The following is a 16,562-nucleotide window of genomic DNA, read 5'->3' as shown; positions in this document are numbered from 1 at the left end:
TGAAAATAGTGAGCTGCGAACCATGAACGCAATCAACCTGGCAACCCCTCATCCCCTGCAACCTTACTGGGATCTGACCCTGGCGGCGGTACGCGCCGATGCCCTGCGCATCGCCCTGGACTGGAAACTGTTCAACCTGCTGCAAGTGCCAGTCACGGCCCTGGCGATTGCCCGGCAATTACAGCTCGACCCAGCCAATACCGGCTACTGGCTGGAGGCGTTGTGGAGCATGGAGCTGCTGGAGCGCGACGATCGTCAGCCGGCCCACTACCGCAACACCGCGGTGGCCAGCGATTATTTGCGGGCCGACGCGCCAGACTATTGCGGTGACGCCTGGACCTTTCGCCTGCGCGGCTTGCGGCATTTCGGCAGCCAGCTCGGCGACCAGGTACGCAGCGGCCAGCTCAGCGGCCAGGCGCCGAATGTGGCGACCACCATCGACAACTGGACCACGGCGGCGCGCTTGCAAATCGCCCAGGAACAACGGGCGGTCACCGTGGATATGGCGTTGCGCCTGATGGCCCAGGTGCCGGAGTTCTCCACTGCGCGGCGCATGCTTGATCTGGGTGGTGGCCCGGGGCTGGTGGCCATTGCCCTGGCCCGGGATAACCCGATGCTCACCGGCGAGGTGTTCGACTTTGCCCAGACCGTGACGGTGGCGGCGGACAACATTCGCCAGGCCGGCCTCGAAGGACGGCTGGACGTGCGCGGCGGTGATCTGGCGAGCGATCCGATCGGCGAGGGCTACGACCTGATCTGGTGCTCCTCGGTGCTGCATTTCGTCCCGGACATGGCCGCGACCCTGGCCAAGATCCATGCGGCGCTGCGCCCGGGCGGGGTGTTGGTCAGCGCCCATGCGGAAATCCCCGCAGACCCGGCGCACGCTCGGCGGGTCATGCCTTATTACCTGTCGATGCAGATGCTCGGGCGCCAGGTGACCCCTGCCGGCGGTTTGGGCGACGCCTTGCAGCAGGCCGGTTTCGTCACTATCGACAGTTACCCCGAAGTGGCTTTCGCCGTGGCACCGGTGTCGGTGCTGGTGGCGCGTCGGAGTGCCTCGTGAATCGCCAGGTCGACGCCGGCGCCTGGCGTCTGCAATTGCTCTTTGGCTGGCTGAGTTTTGTGCTGGCGGTGCCGAGCATCTACCTGCTGCTCGGGTTGCCACTGGTGATGCGCGAGCACGGCTGGTCCGGCACTGATATCGGCCTGTTCCAGTTGGCCGGTTTACCGGCGGTGTTCAAATTCCTGCTGGCGTTGCCCGTGCAGCGTTTTCGCTTCGAGCGCGGGCATTACCGGATCTGGGCGCTGGTGCTGTGCCTGTTGCTGGCGCTGTTGCTGGTGGTGGTCAGCCAGCAGGCGATCACGGCCCCTCGCGGGTACCTGTTCGGCCTGGCGTTCGCCGCCGGGGTGCTGGCGACCTGGGCGGACATTCCGGTCAATGCCCTGGCGATCAAGTTGCTGCCCGAGTCCGAGCGGATTCGCGCGGGCAGCATCCGCTCGGCGGCGCTGTTTCTCGGCGCCATCGTCGGCGCCGGCGTGATGTTGCTGGTGCACAACCGCTGGGGCTGGCAGGCGCCGTTTCTGCTGATGGCCGCCGGACTGCTGCTGGCGTTGCTGCCCCTGGCCTGGCTGCGCGAAGGCTGCGTCGAGGGTGCAACGCCTGCGCCGGCCAGCCCCTCACTGGCCGACTGGTCGGGCTATTTCCGCCAGCCCGGTGCACGACTGTGGACCTGGCTACTGCTGAGCAGCTTTCCCTTTGTCGGCGCCGCCTGGCTGTACCTCAAGCCTTTGCTGCTGGATCAGGGCATGGCCGCGCAGCAAGTGGCTTTGATTGCCGGTGTTGGCGGCGGCGTGGTGGGGGCTCTGGCCAGTGTGCTGGGTGGTCGCTTGATTCAGCGCCTGGGGCCGGGGCGGGCGATTCCACTGTTTATGGTCTGGGCCTTGTTTGCCCTGCTGGCGCTGACCGCGGCGGTGGGGTTGCAGGCGGGGATGGCCTGGCTGGTGGCCGCGGCTTTTGTGCTGGCCACGGCCATGGGCGCGGTGTCGACACTGGTCTTCGCCTTGATGATGTTGTTCTCCCGCGAACATCGGCAGGCCGCCGACTACGGGCTGCAAGCCAGCCTGTTCGTGCTGACGCGCCTGCTGGTGCCAATCGCTGCCGGGGTGCTGCTCGACCACAGCGGTCATCTGGGAATGCTGGCCGGTCTGTCCCTGGCGATGTTTTTGGTTTGTGCACTGGCTTTGGCTGCCCGGCGTTCGATCGCGGTGGCCACGGCCGGTCTTCACAAGGAGGCGCCAACAAGGCGGTTGGCGCCCCGTCCGGTTCGAGCTGAGGGCCATGGCCCTCAGCGGCGAGCCATTCAATCGTAAGTCTGACTTGAGTAAGGATGAGTCCATGAAGGCAACCTTAGGTATCTGTCTGGTTACCCAGGCTGAGCCTCTGATCGAGGATGTGACCTTTGTCATCGAGCAGTTGCAGGCCGGCTTGCAGCCACCTGCCACCGCCGCTGACTGGCCACTGACGATCGGAGGCTGCGAAGACATGCACCGGGCCCTGGGGTCACGGCCTCGCAGCGAAGCGGTGCTGGAAACCTTGATGGTCCAGGCCCAGAGCTATCTTCAAGGTAGCGCGGCGAATGCCGCGGGGCTGCCCGATCTGTGGTTGATGACCTTCGATTCAGTCGAGGCGGCGCAATCGCGGTTGCGCCACCTCGGCCCGCAACTGTCGAGCGAGCTGTTCATTCTCGACCTTGGCGAGCAAGCAGAGGCGGGTGTCGCAGACCCTTTCGACGAATTGATCGCCGCCGCGCCCAACTCGCGCCTGTCACCCCATTCGGCCTTGTTGTATTGCAGCTTGTCGGCCTTGCCGCAGTGGATGAACCGCATCGGTGGCAATCGTCATCTGCGGGTGGCGGGGGAGGACCGTGTGGCGCGGCGCGCGGACTTGTTGCGCATCGTCCTCGATCACCTGGAACATGCCCACTTCAACCGCCTGCTGGCGCGCTCCATCAGCGGCCCGCTGCTGTCGGTGAGTCTGGCCACCGAAGTGACGCGCTTTATGCGCAGCCGTTGGCAGGAGCGATGGGATTTTCATTCCTACACCGGTTCCATGGTGGCCGGGTTGATCCAGTCCATGCAGCAGAATGTCGCCGGCACGGGCATTCGTTGCCTCAGTGGCTGCAACGAACACAGCCTGGCGGTGAGTGCCATGGCCGGTTGGCAACTGTTTGGCCGGGCCTACGTGATCACCGTGACCTCGGGCATGATCGATGAGTTTCGCGGTACCCTGGCCAACCTCAAGCGCCTCGGCGCGCCGGGTCTGATTATCTGCGCCGACAGTCCGGAAAGCGTCTGGTATGCCTTCCAGGGCACCCATGACGGTGACAATGACGGGCGTCGGGTGATCGAGGCCAAGGGCCTGCGCCAGGTGTTCATCCGCAAAGTCGAGGAGATCGGTGCCTGCTTGGAGCAGGCTTTCGCGATGCTCGCCGAACGGGCCGAACCGGTGTTCATCCTGGCCACTCAAGGCGTGCTCGAATCCCGGCCGGTGGTGCCGCTGGATGTGCGTCTGCCCGAGCCGCCGAAGACGTCGGGGATCACTCTCAGCAGCACTCAGATTGAGGCGCTGGATCAGGCCCTGGATCTGATCAACCACCAGCCGCTGCACCTGCTCTGGCAGTGCGGCAAGCTCAGTGATCAGCAGCGGCAACGGGTACACGCCCTGGCCGAACGCGGCGCCATCGGCCTGGCCGACAGCATCACCCAGCCCGGCAGTGTCGGCCCTTATCACGAGGGGAAATCGGTGCCGCACTACCTGGGGCCGTTGTCGTTGTATGGTTTCAGCCGACGGGTCTATCAGTTCGTGCACACCGACCACGAGTTGAACGGGCCGCAAAGCCATTGCGTGTTCTTCCTCAAGGGCAAGGTGGACCAGGCCGCCACGCCGTTTTCCGAAGGCAAGCTCAAGCGTCAGTTGCGGGTGGTGCAGGTCAACCATGAGCCCCGGCATCTTTCGCCGTTTACCGACCTGGCGCTGGATGTGCCGCTGGACGTGTTCCTCGATCACATCGAAAGGGGCTTGCAGGTCGAGCCGCAGATTCTCGCCCTGCGTCGCGCCAAGCTCCAGGTGCTGTCGGCCACCAGCGAGAGCGTGGCGGCGGACCACATCGAAACCCTGCCGATGACCTCCAACTACTTCTTTCGCCGCCTGGGCAACCTGGTGCGCGAACTGATCGAGCAGCAGGACTATCGCTATATCGGCGTTTACGACGTCGGTCGCTGCGGCATCTCGGCGATGCGCAACGTGCCGCGCACTGATCCGGGTTTTTCCGGTTGGTACGGGCGCGCCTTGATGGGCGATGCGCTGATGGCTTTGCCTTACATCGCCATGACCGGGACCGGCAATGTCCTGGCGTTTGTCGGCGACGGCGCCCGGGCGCTGGTGCCGGATATCGAGGCGCGGCTGGCCCAGGGGCTGGCCGAGGACCCCGGGTCGGCGAAGCGCAACGTGACCCTGTTCTACCTCACCAACGGCCTGCTGTCGCTGATTCAGACCTACCTCGACAAACGCTACGCCCACCATGGCGCGCAACAGGTTGCGGTGACCAGTGCCGCACCGTTGGCGGCACCACTGGAGCGCGTCGGGCCGATCAGCCTGCACCGCGAGCGCTTGGTGAACTTCGATGAAGCGCACCTGCGCGGCGCCCTGACGCGCCCCGGACAATTGAATATTTTCGACGTGTTACTGGCCCATAACTCGGAAGGCGACGGCTTGAGCCTGGTCTCCGAAACCGCCTGGAACCGTCAATGAGCCAGAACCCAGGAAAGACGCCCATGAAATTCGGTTTTATCGCCCACCCGACCTCCATCGCCTTGCAACGTCAGGTGAAGATCATCGACCTGTTGGACCGCACTCTCGCCGAGCAGGACCGTGGTTATCAGGCCCGACTCTGGCAGCCGCGCAACCTGGTGCCGTTCGCCGACTTCGGGCGCATCGTCAGCGCCAGCGGCGCGACCTGCGAAGGCATCCTGCATTACCTGCCGCTGACCGCCGAGCAAATGCTCAGCCAGCCGCGAACCATTGCCGGCCGCGTGCTCGAAGGTGTGCAAAGCCTCAAAGAGCAGGGCGCGCAATTGGTTGGCCTGGGCGGGTTTACCGCGATCGTCGGCAATCGCGGTTTGCAAACCCTGGACCGTAGCGGTGTGCCGGTGACCACAGGCAACTCGCTCACGGCCTACGCCGCCTACAAGAATGTGCTGGAAGCCATGGCTCGCCTGGAAGTGTCGCCAGTGGACAGCGAAGTGGCGGTGGTCGGTTACCCGGGTTCGATTGCCCTGGTCATCGCCAAGCTGCTGGCCCGGGATGGTTGCCGCCTGCGTCTGGTACATCGCGGCAGCGTCGAGCAAGGCCGCGAAAGTCTGGCGTATCTGCCGGCAGAAATGCACGGCCAGGTGCGCATGACGGCGGACATCGACAGTTGCTACGACGAGGTGCGCTTTTACGTCGCCGCGACGTCCAGTGGCGGGGTGATCGATCCCTACCGGCTGGCACCGGGTTCGGTGGTGGTGGACGCCGCGTTGCCGCGTGATGTGCTGCCGTTTCACCACGACCGAAAAGACATTCTGATCATCGACGGTGGCCTGGTGTCGGCCAGTGAAGCCTTGCGTTTCGGCACCGAGACCCTGGGCCTGGCACCGAAGAAATTCCTCAATGGCTGCCTGGCGGAAACCCTAGTGCTGGCGCTGGAGGGGCGTGCCGAGGCGTTTTCCATCGGTCGCGAACTGCCCGAGGAACGGGTGCTGGAGATCGGCCGGATCGCCGAGCTGCATGGTTTCTCCCCATCGCCCATGGCGTCCTATGGCGAGCGTCTGCGCGAAGAAGACTTCCAGGCTTTGCGCCGTTTCCATCGACGGCCCACACCAACCCCGTCCGTCGAACAGCCGGCGGCGTTGCGCGCCGAAGCCCTGCGTTGTTTTGGCGAGCACATCAATCCGGTGTTGCGCGAGTTCTATCAGTTCAACCACATCGAGCGAGTGTTCACCCACGGCAGCGGCTGCTGGCTGACCGATCTGGATGGCGGTCGCTACCTGGATTTCGTCGCCGGTTATGGCTGCCTGAATACCGGGCACAACCACCCGCGGGTCAACCAGGCATTGCAGGCGTACTTGCAACAGCAGCACCCGACCTTCGTCCAGTACGTCTCGGTGCCGCTGCAAACCAGCCTGCTGGCGAAGCGTCTGAGCGAGCTGGCGCCGGGTAATCTGGAGCGAGTGTTTTTCAGCAACTCCGGCACCGAGGCGATCGAGGCCGCATTGAAACTGGCCATGGCCGCCATGCGTCGCCCACGGGTGCTGTATTGCGACAACGGCTATCACGGTAAGACCCTGGGCGCGCTGTCGGTGACCGGTCGCGACAAACACCGCGACCCGTTCAAGCCGCTGTTGTCGCGCTGCGATTCGATTCCCTTCGGCGATCTGGCCGCGCTGGAGACGGCCTTGAGCCAGGGCGATATCGGCGCCTTCATCCTCGAGCCGATCCAGGGCGAGGGCGGGGTGATACTGCCGCCGACGGGTTACTTGAAACAGGTCCGGGAGCTGTGCAGCGCCCATGACTGCCTGTTGATCCTCGATGAGATCCAGACCGGCCTCGGGCGTACCGGCAAGCTCTTCGCCTGCGAATGGGAGGCGGTGGTGCCGGATATCCTGGTGCTGTCCAAGTCCCTTTCCGGCGGCGCCGTGCCCATCGGCGCGACCCTGTCCAGCGCGGCACTGTGGGACCGCGCCTACGGCAGCATCGATACCTTTGCCCTGCATACCTCGACCTTCGGCGGCGGCAATTTCGCCTCGGCCTCGGCCCTGGCAACCCTGGACGTGATCGCCGACGAAGACCTGGCCGGCAATGCCGCGCGGGTCGGCGGGCAACTCAAGCAAGCGCTGCGCGAAGCGGTCAGCGCTTACCCGTTTATCCGCGAGGTGCGAGGTGTCGGGCTGATGATCGCCATCGAGTTCGAGTACAGCTTCCAGGGTGGGGTCGAGGCGTTCGTGCGTGAGTTCGCCACCCGGATTCCGGGGAACGCGGCGGGCACCTACCGCATGCTGTCGGGCAAGGCCAAGCGGCATATCGAGGAGGCCATCAGCGAGGTGGAGAAGAACTTCGAGGAGATGTTCGTGCTGCGCTTTGTCAGCAAACTGTCGAGGGAGCATGGGGTGCTCACCTTCGTCACCGCCAACAACAACCGGGTGATGCGCATCCAGCCGCCGCTGGTGCTCAGCGACGCTGAAGCGCGGCATTTTGTCGAGGCGTTCAGCGCCGTGTGCAAGGACATGTCGACCTTCCTCGCCTGACAGTATTGACGGCCCATGAAAGCCCTTGAAAGAGGGCTTTCATCTATTCGTCACAAGTTACCGACGATTGTTTAAATGCATACAAAAACGTGTGTTCTGAATATGAAAATCCAGCCCCGTTGAATTGATTAATCGAAGTGCCTGCTTGAGAATCGGTTGCATTCAGTAACAGGTATTTGCCATGAAACTTCCCGCTCTTGTAGAACCCGTTGCAAGCCTAAGTAGCGAAGAAATAACCCGCTACAGTCGGCACTTGTTAATTCCCGATGTCGGCCTTGAAGGCCAGCGTCGATTGAAGAGCAGTAAAGTGCTGGTCATCGGTGCGGGCGGTCTGGGTTCACCGGCCTTGTTGTATCTGGCGGCGGCCGGCATCGGCACCCTGGGCATCATCGATTTCGACCGGGTGGACGAGTCCAATCTGCAGCGTCAGGTGATTCACCGGGTGGCCACCGTCGGCCAATTGAAAGTTGAAAGCGCCGCCGCGGCGATCAAGGACCTGAACCCCCATGTGCAGGTCAACCTCTACGATCAGCGTCTGGAGCCGGAAACCGCGGTGCAGCTGTTCAGCCAGTACGACCTGATCCTCGACGGCACCGACAACTTCGCCACCCGCTATCTGGTCAACGATGCTTGTGTGCTGGCCAACAAGCCCTATGTCTGGGGTTCGATCTTCCGCTTCGAGGGCCAGGCCTCGGTGTTCTGGGAAAACGCTCCCGGCGGCGTCGGCCTCAATTACCGCGACCTGTACCCGGAACCGCCACCGCCGGAGCTGGCGCCGTCCTGCTCGGAGGGCGGGGTGCTGGGCATTCTCTGCGCCTCCATCGGTGCGATCATGGCCACCGAGGCGGTCAAGCTCATTACCGGCATTGGCGAAAGTTTGCTGGGGCGGCTGATGGTCTACGACGCCCTGGAAATGTCCTACCGGCAGATGCCGCTGCGCCGTTCACCCGGTCGCCAGCCGATCACCGCCCTGAGCGATTATCAGGCGTTCTGCGGCCTGATCGCGCCCAAGGGCGTGCAGCCTTCGGACATTCCGTCGATCAGCGCCCGGGAGCTAAAAGCCTTGCGCGAAAGCGGCCAGGATGTGCTGCTGATCGATGTGCGCGAACGTACCGAATGGGACATCGTGCGCATTCAGGGAGCCCAGCACATCCCCAAGGGCCCGAAGATCGCCGCGCTGATCGAAACTCGTTTCGGCAAGCACGCCAACCTGGTTCTGCACTGCAAGTCCGGGGCGCGCTCCAAAGCGGTGTTGCTGGAATTGCAGCAACTGGGCTTTAGCAATGTGCGCAACCTCGACGGCGGCGTACTCGCCTGGGTGCGGGACGTCGAGCCGACGTTGCCGAGTTATTGAGCGGGGGCGACGGACGAGGATGTTGAGTATTCGTGCCGGCCTGTTGGAGGCCATGCTGGAGCAAGCACGGCGGGATCATCCGCTGGAAACCTGCGGCATCATCGCCGCGCCTGCTGGCACCAAAACCGCCGAAAGGCTGATTGCCATGGACAACGCGGCGCGCTCGCCAACCTTCTTCAGCTTTGCGCCGAAACAGCAACTGGCGGTCTGGCGTGAACTGGATGAGCGGGACGAGGAATGCCGGGTGATCTATCACTCCCACACCGCCAGCGCGGCTTATCCCAGTGCTGAAGATGTGCAGTACGCCGGTGACGCTTCGGTGCACTACGTGATTATTTCAACCATTCCGGACATTGATGTAGCGGTGCGTAGCTTTCGAATCGTTAATCGTAAAGTGACCGAAGAAAGTATTCATGTCGTGCGTTGAAACTTGATACCGGCATGGCGTTAAACAAGATCCATTAATTAATAAAAAGAGCCTTGTTCAGGCTCAGGGAGTTCTGCATGTCGATTTCCGTCATTGTGCCAACTTTGTTGCGCACTTTTACTCAAGACCAGAAGCGCGTCGAAGTTCAGGGAAGTACGGTGCTTGAAGTGATCGAACAGATGGAACGGGAGTACCCCGGCGTCAAGGAACGGCTGATTGGCGACGGTCAAGTGCATCGTTTCGTGAACATCTACGTCAACGATGACGACATCCGTTTTGCCGACAACCTGGCCACCCCCCTCAAGGCCGGCGATGCCATCACCATTCTGCCGGCGGTTGCCGGCGGTTGATTGCTGACTGATCGCTCCGGGCGTGCGCGACGTACCTCACCCGAGGCCGTCCGCGCAGCGTTATGCAACCACTCTGGTGTAGGTTTTATGTCTCGTCTTTTACATGGATGTAGCCTCAGCGGCTCCTTTGCCTCTTCACCTGCCGGGTTCGAATCACTGGCCGCGTCACTGCGCTATCAAGCGACGACGCTGGGTCTGAACCCGCAGACCACAACCGATGATCCAGCGCACGGGGGATTGAGCTTCACCCTGCGCCACCCCGATCTACAACCACTCAAAGGGCTGATTCATGGCTGGCCCGACGGCAGCAGCGCAGGTATCACAGAGCACACCGTGCAGGCAGCTTGCGGGTTGATGTCGGTGCATGGCCGGGCCAGCGGCAAGGCCCAAGGGCTTGGCGTGGATTATGTCTCGACCCTCAGCGCCAGCCTGGCTCTGCAAGGCGTATTTGCCGCAGCGCTGGGACAATTGCGCGGTGGCGACTTCAACACCGTGAGCACCTCCATGGCCGCAGCCGGGGTGCTGGGGATTGCCCAGTACCTGGCGGGTGCGACCGCGGGCGCCGAAGCCGAACGCCTGTTGCCAGGGGCCACGTGCGCGAAGAATCGTCCGCCGTTTGTCTCGGCCGACGGCGTGCACTTTGAACTGGAAACCCTGGACGCCGAACCGTGGCGGCGCTTTTGGGCGGCGGTAGGCATCGACGGCGAACAGGCCGGGCAGGGTTGGAAGGCCTTTTTGCTGCGCTACGCCAAGGCTGTTGCGCCGATGCCGGCGGTGTTTCGTCAGGCGCTTTCGCGTTTGTCCATGGCGCGGATCAGCGCTCTGTGCGACTTGAGCGGCGTTGCCCTGTGCCCGGTGCGCAGCCTCGCCGAGCGTCGGGCTGATCGCGATCTGCCTGGTCAGTTGGAGCAGGGGCCCTGGGCCTTCGACGCCATCAGCGCTGGCGGCAAACCGATGCGTGACCTGGATGGGCAGGCACTGCCGTTGAGCGGCCTGACGGTGATCGAGTCATGCCGGCGGATCCAGGGGCCGCTGGCCGGGCACCTGTTGGCGCAGCTGGGGGCCGAGGTGATCCGCATCGAGCTGCCCGGTGGCGATCCGCTGCGCGGCATGCCGCCGTGCGTCGACGGGGTGTCGGTGCGCTTCGACGCCCTCAATCGGCACAAGCAGGTCCGCGAACTGGACATCAAATCCGCCGCCGGCCGCGAAGAGTTGTATGAGCGAGTCCGGGACGCTGACGTGTTCCTGCACAACTGGGCGCCGGGCAAGGCCGTCGAACTGGCCCTGGATCGCGCCGACCTGATGCGGGTCAATCCGGCGCTGGTGTACGCCTATGCCGGCGGTTGGGGCCACGACCGTCCGGGCGAAGCCTTGCCGGGCACCGATTTCGTGGTCCAGGCCTGGTCCGGGGTCGGCGAACAGATCGGTCTGGCTTCGGCGACGCCGGGCGGTTCGCTGTTCACCGTGCTCGATGTGCTGGGCGGCGTGGTCGCGGCCCAAGGGGTCAGCGCCGCCTTGCTGCATCGTGCCCTCAGCGGGCAGGGCGTGCGGGTCGACAGCTCGCTGCTCGGCGCCGCCAACCTGCTGTGCGCGCAGCAACTGCAGGAGACAGATACCGCCGACGACAGTCTGCTCAAGGGCGTGTATCCGACCCAGGCCGGGCTATTGGCCATCGACTGCCAGACCCCGGCCCAGCTTCAGCAACTGGAAAACATCCTCGCCTGCGATCTGCACAGCGACCCCGAGGGGCGTGACGGGCTGATTCGCAGTGCCTTGGCGTCGCAGTCCGCCGCTACCTGGCAACAGGTGCTGGGCGACGCCGCCATACCGGCCTCCGTGGTCGTAGAAGACCTGTCAGAGCTGGCTCAAGACAGGCGATTGAAGACGTGTTTAAGCGTGAATACCTATACCTCGGTCAACGCTCACTGGAGTTTTCGATGAACAACGCAGGCATTATTGATCTGGTCCCCGCCGACGTTCGCAGTGTTTGGGAACGCGACGGCACCTACCCCAACCGTTCGGTCTACCAACTGTTCCGCGAGCATGCACAGCGTGCTCCGCAGAAACCGGCGGTGCTCTCGCCCGAAGGCACTTTGAGCTACGGCGAGTTGCACGACGCCGCGCTGCGCCTGGCCGCGAGCCTGCGCGCTGCTGGCATCGTCGCCGGCGATGTGGTGGCCTATCAACTGACCAACAGCTGGCGCAGTTGCGCCATCGATCTCGCCGCCGCAGCCCTGGGGGCGGTGGTCGCGCCGTTTCCACCGGGACGTGGCAGCCTGGACATCCAGGCCCTTGTGCGCCGTTGCGATGCGCGGGCGGTGATCGTTCCGGCGCAGTACGCCGGCATCGACCTGTGCCAGGTCATCGAGTCCCTGCGCCCGAGCCTGTTGTCGCTGCGGGTGCTGGTGGTTGAAGGTAGCGCCCGGGACGGTTGGCTGAGTCTGCAGGACATGCTCCAGGCCGAGCCGTTGACCCAAGAACAATTGCCCCAGGTTTGCCCCAACTCGCCGGTGCGCTTGCTGGTGTCTTCCGGCACTGAATCCGAACCCAAGCTGGTGGCCTATTCCCACAACGCCCTGGTGGGCGGGCGCGGGCGATTCCTGCAGCGTATCCACCCCGAAGGCGAGAGCTTCCGTGGGTTGTACCTGGTGCCACTGGGGTCGTCCTTCGGCTCCACCGCCACCTTTGGCAGCCTGTCCTGGCTCGGCGGTTCGATTGCCGTGCTGCCGCAGTTCGACGTGGAGGCGGCGATCGAGGCCATCGAGCAGCTGCGTCCGACCCACATTCTGGGGGTGCCGACCATGCTCCAGCGCATCGCCGCCGATGCCCGCCTGCAACAGGTCGACAAATCCAGCCTGTTGGGGCTGATTTGCGGCGGTTCGCTGATCGATGAAGTGACCGTGCGCCGCTGTGTCGAGGCGTTCGGTTGCGGCTTTATCAGTCTTTACGGTTCGGCGGACGGGGTGAACTGTCACAACACCCTGGACGATGCCCAGGACGTGGTGTTCTACAGCGTCGGCCGGCCGAACCCGGCGGTGTGCGCGATCAGGATTTGCGACGAGCAGGGCCATGAATTGCCCCAGGGCAGCGTCGGTGAAATCAAGGCCCGCGGCCCGCTGAGCCCGATGCAATACGTCAACGCCCCGGAACTCGACGCGCAGTACCGCGATGCCGAAGGCTGGGTCAACACCGGCGACCTGGGCTACATCGATGCTGACGGCTATCTGATTCTGGCCGGGCGCAAGAAAGACATCATCATCCGTGGCGGCGCCAATATCAGCCCGGTGCAGATTGAAACCCTGGCCACCGGTCACCCGGATGTGGTCAGCGTCGCGTGCGTGGCCGTGCCGGACCCGGACCTCGGCCAGCGCGTATGCATCTGCGTGACCCTGCGCGAAGGCGCGCCGCGCTTCTCCCTCAGCGAGCTGACCGACTACCTGCGCGAGCAGGGCCTGGAGGTCAACAAATTGCCGGAGTACCTGCGCTTCTACCGCCAGCTGCCGCTGACCCCGGCGGGCAAGATCGACAAGAAATCCCTGGCCGCCGAAGTGGCGTTTCTGGAGAGTGGGGCGGGCATCGCATGTTGAGTGCACAGCCATTGGCGGCCACTCGGGACACTGCGCAGCTGGCCCGAGCGGTTCGGCGTTTTGTCGACGAACGCATTATTCCACTGGAGGCCGAACTGGCGGCGGAACCCCGGCAGGCCGCCCAGCGTATGGCCGAGCTCAGCGCCGAGGCACGGGCCGCCGGGCTCTGGGGCAGTTTTTATCCTCAGGCTCTCGGCGGGCGCATCGCCAGCCTGCGCGACTATCTGGCGGTGGCCGAACAGGAGGGGCGTTGCGAGTACGCCCCGGCGATCTTCGGTGACGATGCGACGCTCGATCTGCACATGCTCACCCGGCATGCCAGCGAGGACATTCGCCAGCGTTTTCTCGCGCCGTTGGCGGCGGGGACGCTGGTCTCCAGCTACGGCATGTCCGAGCCCGACAGCATCGGCTCGATTCCGGCGACCTTGAGCAGCCACGCCGAATTCATCGACGGCCAATGGTTGTTGAACGGGCGCAAGTGGTTCATCTGCCGCGCCGAGCGTGCGGGCCTGGTCACGGTGATTGCCCGCACTGGCGCCGGTCCCCTGGAAAGCGCCTTGTCGATGTTGCTGGTGCCCAGTGATACGCCGGGCTTTCGGGTCGAGCGGCCGCTGTCGATCCTCGGCCGGTTCTCTGGCCAGGGCGAGTTATCCTTCGATCAGGTGCGAGTCCCGCCCAGCCATGTGCTGGGGCAACCGGGACAAGGGCTGGCGCTGATGCAGGAACGCCTGGGGCTGGGACGGATATTGCGCTCGGTGCACTGGCTGGGCCTGGCTCAGCGCTGCTTCGATCTGATGTGCGCGCGTATCCACTCGGCCCGTGGCCAGCAGGCACGGCTGGCGGATAAACAGCTGGTGCGCCAGCGGGTGTTCAAGGTCTATCAGGCCATCGCCAGCGCCCGCGCATTGTTGCAGGACGCTGCCGGTAAACACGATGCCGGGGTGGCCAACAGCATTGAGGTCAACATCGCCAAGGTCGCCGCTTCCCAGGCCTTGAGCGAGGCGGTGGATTCGGCGATCCAGATCATGGGCGCCGAGGGCCTGAGCGAGCTGTCGCCACTGTCGGGGATTTACCGCACCGCCCGCACCACGCACATTCTTGACGGCACCGACGATGCGCTGATCAGCGCGGTGGGGCGGCAACTGCTGGACAGTTGCGGCGAAGCCGGGCTGGATTTCGACTGGCCGTCGCAGGTAGCGGGAGCGGGCCGATGACTGAGCACAAAGCCCCGTCGGGTTTGTGGCTGCGAGTGGTGCTGACTGCGGCGATGGCTTTGCCGATGCTGATCTTCTACGCCGTCGGGACCCTCGGCCCGTTAATCGTCGCCGACCTCGGGATGCCGACCCACTGGCTGGGTTGGCTGATCACCAGCGCCTTCGGTTTCGCTGCGCTGTTGTCGTTGTGGGCCGGGCCGTTGGTCAACCGGTTGGGCACCCGGCGGGCCATGGCGGTGCTGTTCTGGAGCACGGTGGGCGCCTATGGCTTGCTCGCCAGCCTGCCGGGATTCGTCGGCGTGGTGTTGGCGCTGGCGGCGTGCGGAATTGCCCAGGCGCTGGCCAACCCGGTGACCAATCTGCTGATCGCCGAGCGCGTCGAGCCCCGGCACAAGGCGGCGGTGGTTGGCTTGAAACAATCCGGGGTGCAGGTTTCGGCGCTGTTTGCCGGCCTGCTGCTGCCGACCCTGGCGGTGAGTTTCGGCTGGCGCGGCGCCTTGGCGAGTTTGTTGATACCGGCCTTGTTGCTGGCGCTTCTGGGGCCGCGAGTGGCCCCACGGGTACACGAGGGCAAACCGCTGAGCCTTGGCGTTTCCCGGCCCAACGGGCGACTGGCGCTGTTGATGAGCGTGCAGCTGTGCGTGGGGATTGTGCTCTCGTCGTTCGTGACCTTTCTTGGGGTGTTCGCCGCGGGGCAGGGGATGCCGGCGACGTTGATCGGCGGTCTGATCGCCGGCTTCGGTGTGATGGGCATTGTCGCGCGGATTTTCCTGACACCGTTGGGCGCGCGCATGGCTGACGAATCCTGGCTGCTGCTGGTGTTATTGCTGCTGTCGAGCCTGGCCTTATGGCTGACTTCGCTGGCCGCGCCGGGCAGTCACTGGCCATTGTGGGCCGGGGCTCTGGGCATGGGGCTGACGGCGGTGGCGACCAATGCCATCGCCATGAGCATGGTGCTGCGCGACCCGGGCTTCGGCAGCCCGGCGCCGGCTGCGGGTTTGTTGTCGGTGGGTTTCTTTGGTGGTTTTGCGCTGGGCCCGCCGTTGTTCGGGTGGGTGCTGAACGGGCCATGGGGCTTTGCCCAAGCCTGGCTGGCACTGATCGGCGTGTTGCTGCTCGGTTGCCTGCTGTGCCTTTTGTTGACGCAGGTTCGACTGCGCCTGAGAAACGGTACGGTCGAGCCGTCCTTGAGGGTGGTCAAATGAGCGCTTTCGAACGCCTGGATCGGCCTCTTGAAACCGCTGAAGTTCGGCGCGCCATCAACGATATCTTCACCCGACTGGAGCAGATCGACGCTGCGTGTGACCAAGGCTTCCCCCTGTTTTGCACGGGCAGCGGCGAGGCCTGGAAAGTCTCTGCCAGCGGCTCCTGGCTGGGCGGGTTCTGGGCCGGTCTGTGGTGGTTGCGCGCCCATTGCAGCGGGCGTCGGTCGGATCTGCAACAGGCGCAGCGCATGGCCGAGCGGCTGCGTGGCCAGCTCAACTGCGATACTCATCATCGCAGCCTGATTTTCTGGTACGGCGCCGGGTTGGGCGCACGCCTGTTGGCCGATCCCCTGGCCGAAGAACTGACGGAGCAGGCGATAGAACGTCTGGCCTGGGCCTTCGATCCGGTGCTGGGCTGCATCCCTCTGGGCCGCGAGATGGGTGGCGGTGAACAGGGTGACAGCCGTTTGAGCATCGATCCGCTGGCCGCGACCCTGCAGCTGTTTGCCCTGAATGCCGAACCACGGCTGCTGGGGTTGGGCCGTCAACAGTTGCAGACTTCCTTGCGGGCCTGCGCAGGCACGGGCGGGACCTGGAGCAGTCATGCGCGTTTTGATCAAGGGCCGTGGCAGGCCGGCGATGTGCCGGGCAATTGGTCCCGGGGGCAGGCCTGGGCCCTGCTCGGTCTGGGAACGGGCGCCCGCTTGTACGGCGAGCCGTTCAGCAGCGACGCCGAAAAGGCACGCCGGTACTGGCTGGGTAGTCGGGGCTTGTTGGTCCCGGCCAATCGTTTGGATCAGCCCCAAGGGCTGGACGACCCTTGCGCCGCGGCGATGGCAGCTTTGGCTCTGCAAGGGCAAGCGGCAGGAGCCGTTGAGGCTGAGTTATTGCGGCAACAGGCCGGCCAGCTACTGGCGGCGATCCTGCGCAGTGCCGACTTCGAGGCTGGGCGCTTCATCGGCCATTGCTATCGCACCACGGCGGCGCAGGAACAGAAAGTCGAGTCGGCCTGCGGCAGTTTCTTTCTGTTGGCGGCGCTGCTGGCCTGGACCGGGGAGGTCGATCCGCGCTGGATCTGAGG

General features: G+C 64.4%; 12 protein-coding genes. All 12 read left to right on the top strand.

From position 1 onward, the window contains the following. The first annotated feature begins 22 nt into the window (after positions 1-22). The 12 genes from HCU66_RS10250 (at position 23) to HCU66_RS10195 (ending at position 16,560) form a co-directional block, all read left to right on the top strand. On the top strand, positions 23-1,063 hold the full coding sequence (locus HCU66_RS10250; RefSeq protein WP_205888372.1) for a methyltransferase: 1,041 nt from the start codon (positions 23-25) through the stop codon (positions 1,061-1,063). After that, entirely contained in the window at positions 1,060-2,370 is a 1,311-nt protein-coding gene (locus tag HCU66_RS10245; protein WP_205888371.1) for an MFS transporter, read from the top strand. Before HCU66_RS10250 ends, HCU66_RS10245 begins: the two co-directional genes overlap by 4 nt. A 25-nt stretch (positions 2,371-2,395) precedes the next feature. Continuing rightward, a complete protein-coding gene (locus HCU66_RS10240; protein WP_205888370.1) occupies positions 2,396-4,810 on the top strand; it encodes a decarboxylase in 2,415 nt (804 codons plus the stop codon). A gap of 23 nt (positions 4,811-4,833) precedes the next feature. After that, positions 4,834-7,344: a prodigiosin MAP biosynthesis aminotransferase PigE gene (pigE, locus tag HCU66_RS10235; protein ID WP_205888369.1), complete on the top strand. Its 2,511-nt coding sequence runs from the start codon at positions 4,834-4,836 to the stop codon at positions 7,342-7,344. Positions 7,345-7,525: 181 nt separating this feature from the next. Beyond that, the gene (gene moeB, locus HCU66_RS10230) at positions 7,526-8,698 is read left to right on the top strand and encodes a molybdopterin-synthase adenylyltransferase MoeB (RefSeq protein WP_205888368.1); all 1,173 of its coding nucleotides are present in this window, start codon (positions 7,526-7,528) and stop codon (positions 8,696-8,698) included. A 19-nt stretch (positions 8,699-8,717) separates the two neighbouring features. Beyond that, complete coding sequence (locus HCU66_RS10225) at positions 8,718-9,125, top strand: M67 family metallopeptidase (RefSeq protein ID WP_205888367.1); 408 nt, start codon at positions 8,718-8,720, stop codon at positions 9,123-9,125. Positions 9,126-9,202: 77 nt separating this feature from the next. Continuing rightward, positions 9,203-9,475 (top strand): MoaD family protein, encoded by a 273-nt coding sequence (locus tag HCU66_RS10220; protein WP_205888366.1) that lies wholly within the window; start codon positions 9,203-9,205, stop codon positions 9,473-9,475. An 87-nt stretch (positions 9,476-9,562) separates the two neighbouring features. Then, positions 9,563-11,416 carry a CoA transferase gene (locus HCU66_RS10215; RefSeq protein ID WP_205888365.1) on the top strand — a complete coding sequence of 618 codons (1,854 nt, stop codon included), beginning with the start codon at positions 9,563-9,565 and terminating at the stop codon, positions 11,414-11,416. After that, on the top strand, positions 11,413-13,062 hold the full coding sequence (locus HCU66_RS10210) for a class I adenylate-forming enzyme family protein (RefSeq protein ID WP_205888364.1): 1,650 nt from the start codon (positions 11,413-11,415) through the stop codon (positions 13,060-13,062). The genes HCU66_RS10215 and HCU66_RS10210 overlap by 4 nt, the downstream gene beginning before the upstream one ends. Next, a complete protein-coding gene (locus HCU66_RS10205; protein WP_205888363.1) occupies positions 13,056-14,276 on the top strand; it encodes an acyl-CoA dehydrogenase family protein in 1,221 nt (406 codons plus the stop codon). The genes HCU66_RS10210 and HCU66_RS10205 overlap by 7 nt, the downstream gene beginning before the upstream one ends. After that, complete coding sequence (locus HCU66_RS10200) at positions 14,273-15,481, top strand: MFS transporter (protein ID WP_205888362.1); 1,209 nt, start codon at positions 14,273-14,275, stop codon at positions 15,479-15,481. Before HCU66_RS10205 ends, HCU66_RS10200 begins: the two co-directional genes overlap by 4 nt. Beyond that, positions 15,478-16,560, top strand: a complete 1,083-nt coding sequence (locus tag HCU66_RS10195; RefSeq protein WP_205888361.1) for a glucuronyl hydrolase — start codon at positions 15,478-15,480, stop codon at positions 16,558-16,560. Before HCU66_RS10200 ends, HCU66_RS10195 begins: the two co-directional genes overlap by 4 nt. Positions 16,561-16,562 lie beyond the last annotated feature (2 nt).

Source organism: Pseudomonas frederiksbergensis (assembly GCF_017114915.1).
In the GTDB taxonomy this organism is placed as follows: Bacteria; Pseudomonadota; Gammaproteobacteria; order Pseudomonadales; family Pseudomonadaceae; genus Aquipseudomonas; species Aquipseudomonas frederiksbergensis_I.
This window is presented reverse-complemented; position numbering and strand designations above follow the sequence as displayed.

What these genes read in the sequence shown, in the direction of transcription:
- HCU66_RS10250 (WP_205888372.1), top strand. Translation starts at nt 23, where the DNA reads ATGAACGCAATCAACCTGGCAACCCCTCATCCCCTGCAACCTTACTGG.
- HCU66_RS10240 (WP_205888370.1), top strand. Translation starts at nt 2,396, where the DNA reads ATGAAGGCAACCTTAGGTATCTGTCTGGTTACCCAGGCTGAGCCTCTG.
- pigE (WP_205888369.1), top strand. Translation starts at nt 4,834, where the DNA reads ATGAAATTCGGTTTTATCGCCCACCCGACCTCCATCGCCTTGCAACGT.
- moeB (WP_205888368.1), top strand. Translation starts at nt 7,526, where the DNA reads ATGAAACTTCCCGCTCTTGTAGAACCCGTTGCAAGCCTAAGTAGCGAA.
- HCU66_RS10225 (WP_205888367.1), top strand. Translation starts at nt 8,718, where the DNA reads ATGTTGAGTATTCGTGCCGGCCTGTTGGAGGCCATGCTGGAGCAAGCA.
- HCU66_RS10220 (WP_205888366.1), top strand. Translation starts at nt 9,203, where the DNA reads ATGTCGATTTCCGTCATTGTGCCAACTTTGTTGCGCACTTTTACTCAA.
- HCU66_RS10215 (WP_205888365.1), top strand. Translation starts at nt 9,563, where the DNA reads ATGTCTCGTCTTTTACATGGATGTAGCCTCAGCGGCTCCTTTGCCTCT.
- HCU66_RS10210 (WP_205888364.1), top strand. Translation starts at nt 11,413, where the DNA reads ATGAACAACGCAGGCATTATTGATCTGGTCCCCGCCGACGTTCGCAGT.
- HCU66_RS10205 (WP_205888363.1), top strand. Translation starts at nt 13,056, where the DNA reads ATGTTGAGTGCACAGCCATTGGCGGCCACTCGGGACACTGCGCAGCTG.
- HCU66_RS10200 (WP_205888362.1), top strand. Translation starts at nt 14,273, where the DNA reads ATGACTGAGCACAAAGCCCCGTCGGGTTTGTGGCTGCGAGTGGTGCTG.
- HCU66_RS10195 (WP_205888361.1), top strand. Translation starts at nt 15,478, where the DNA reads ATGAGCGCTTTCGAACGCCTGGATCGGCCTCTTGAAACCGCTGAAGTT.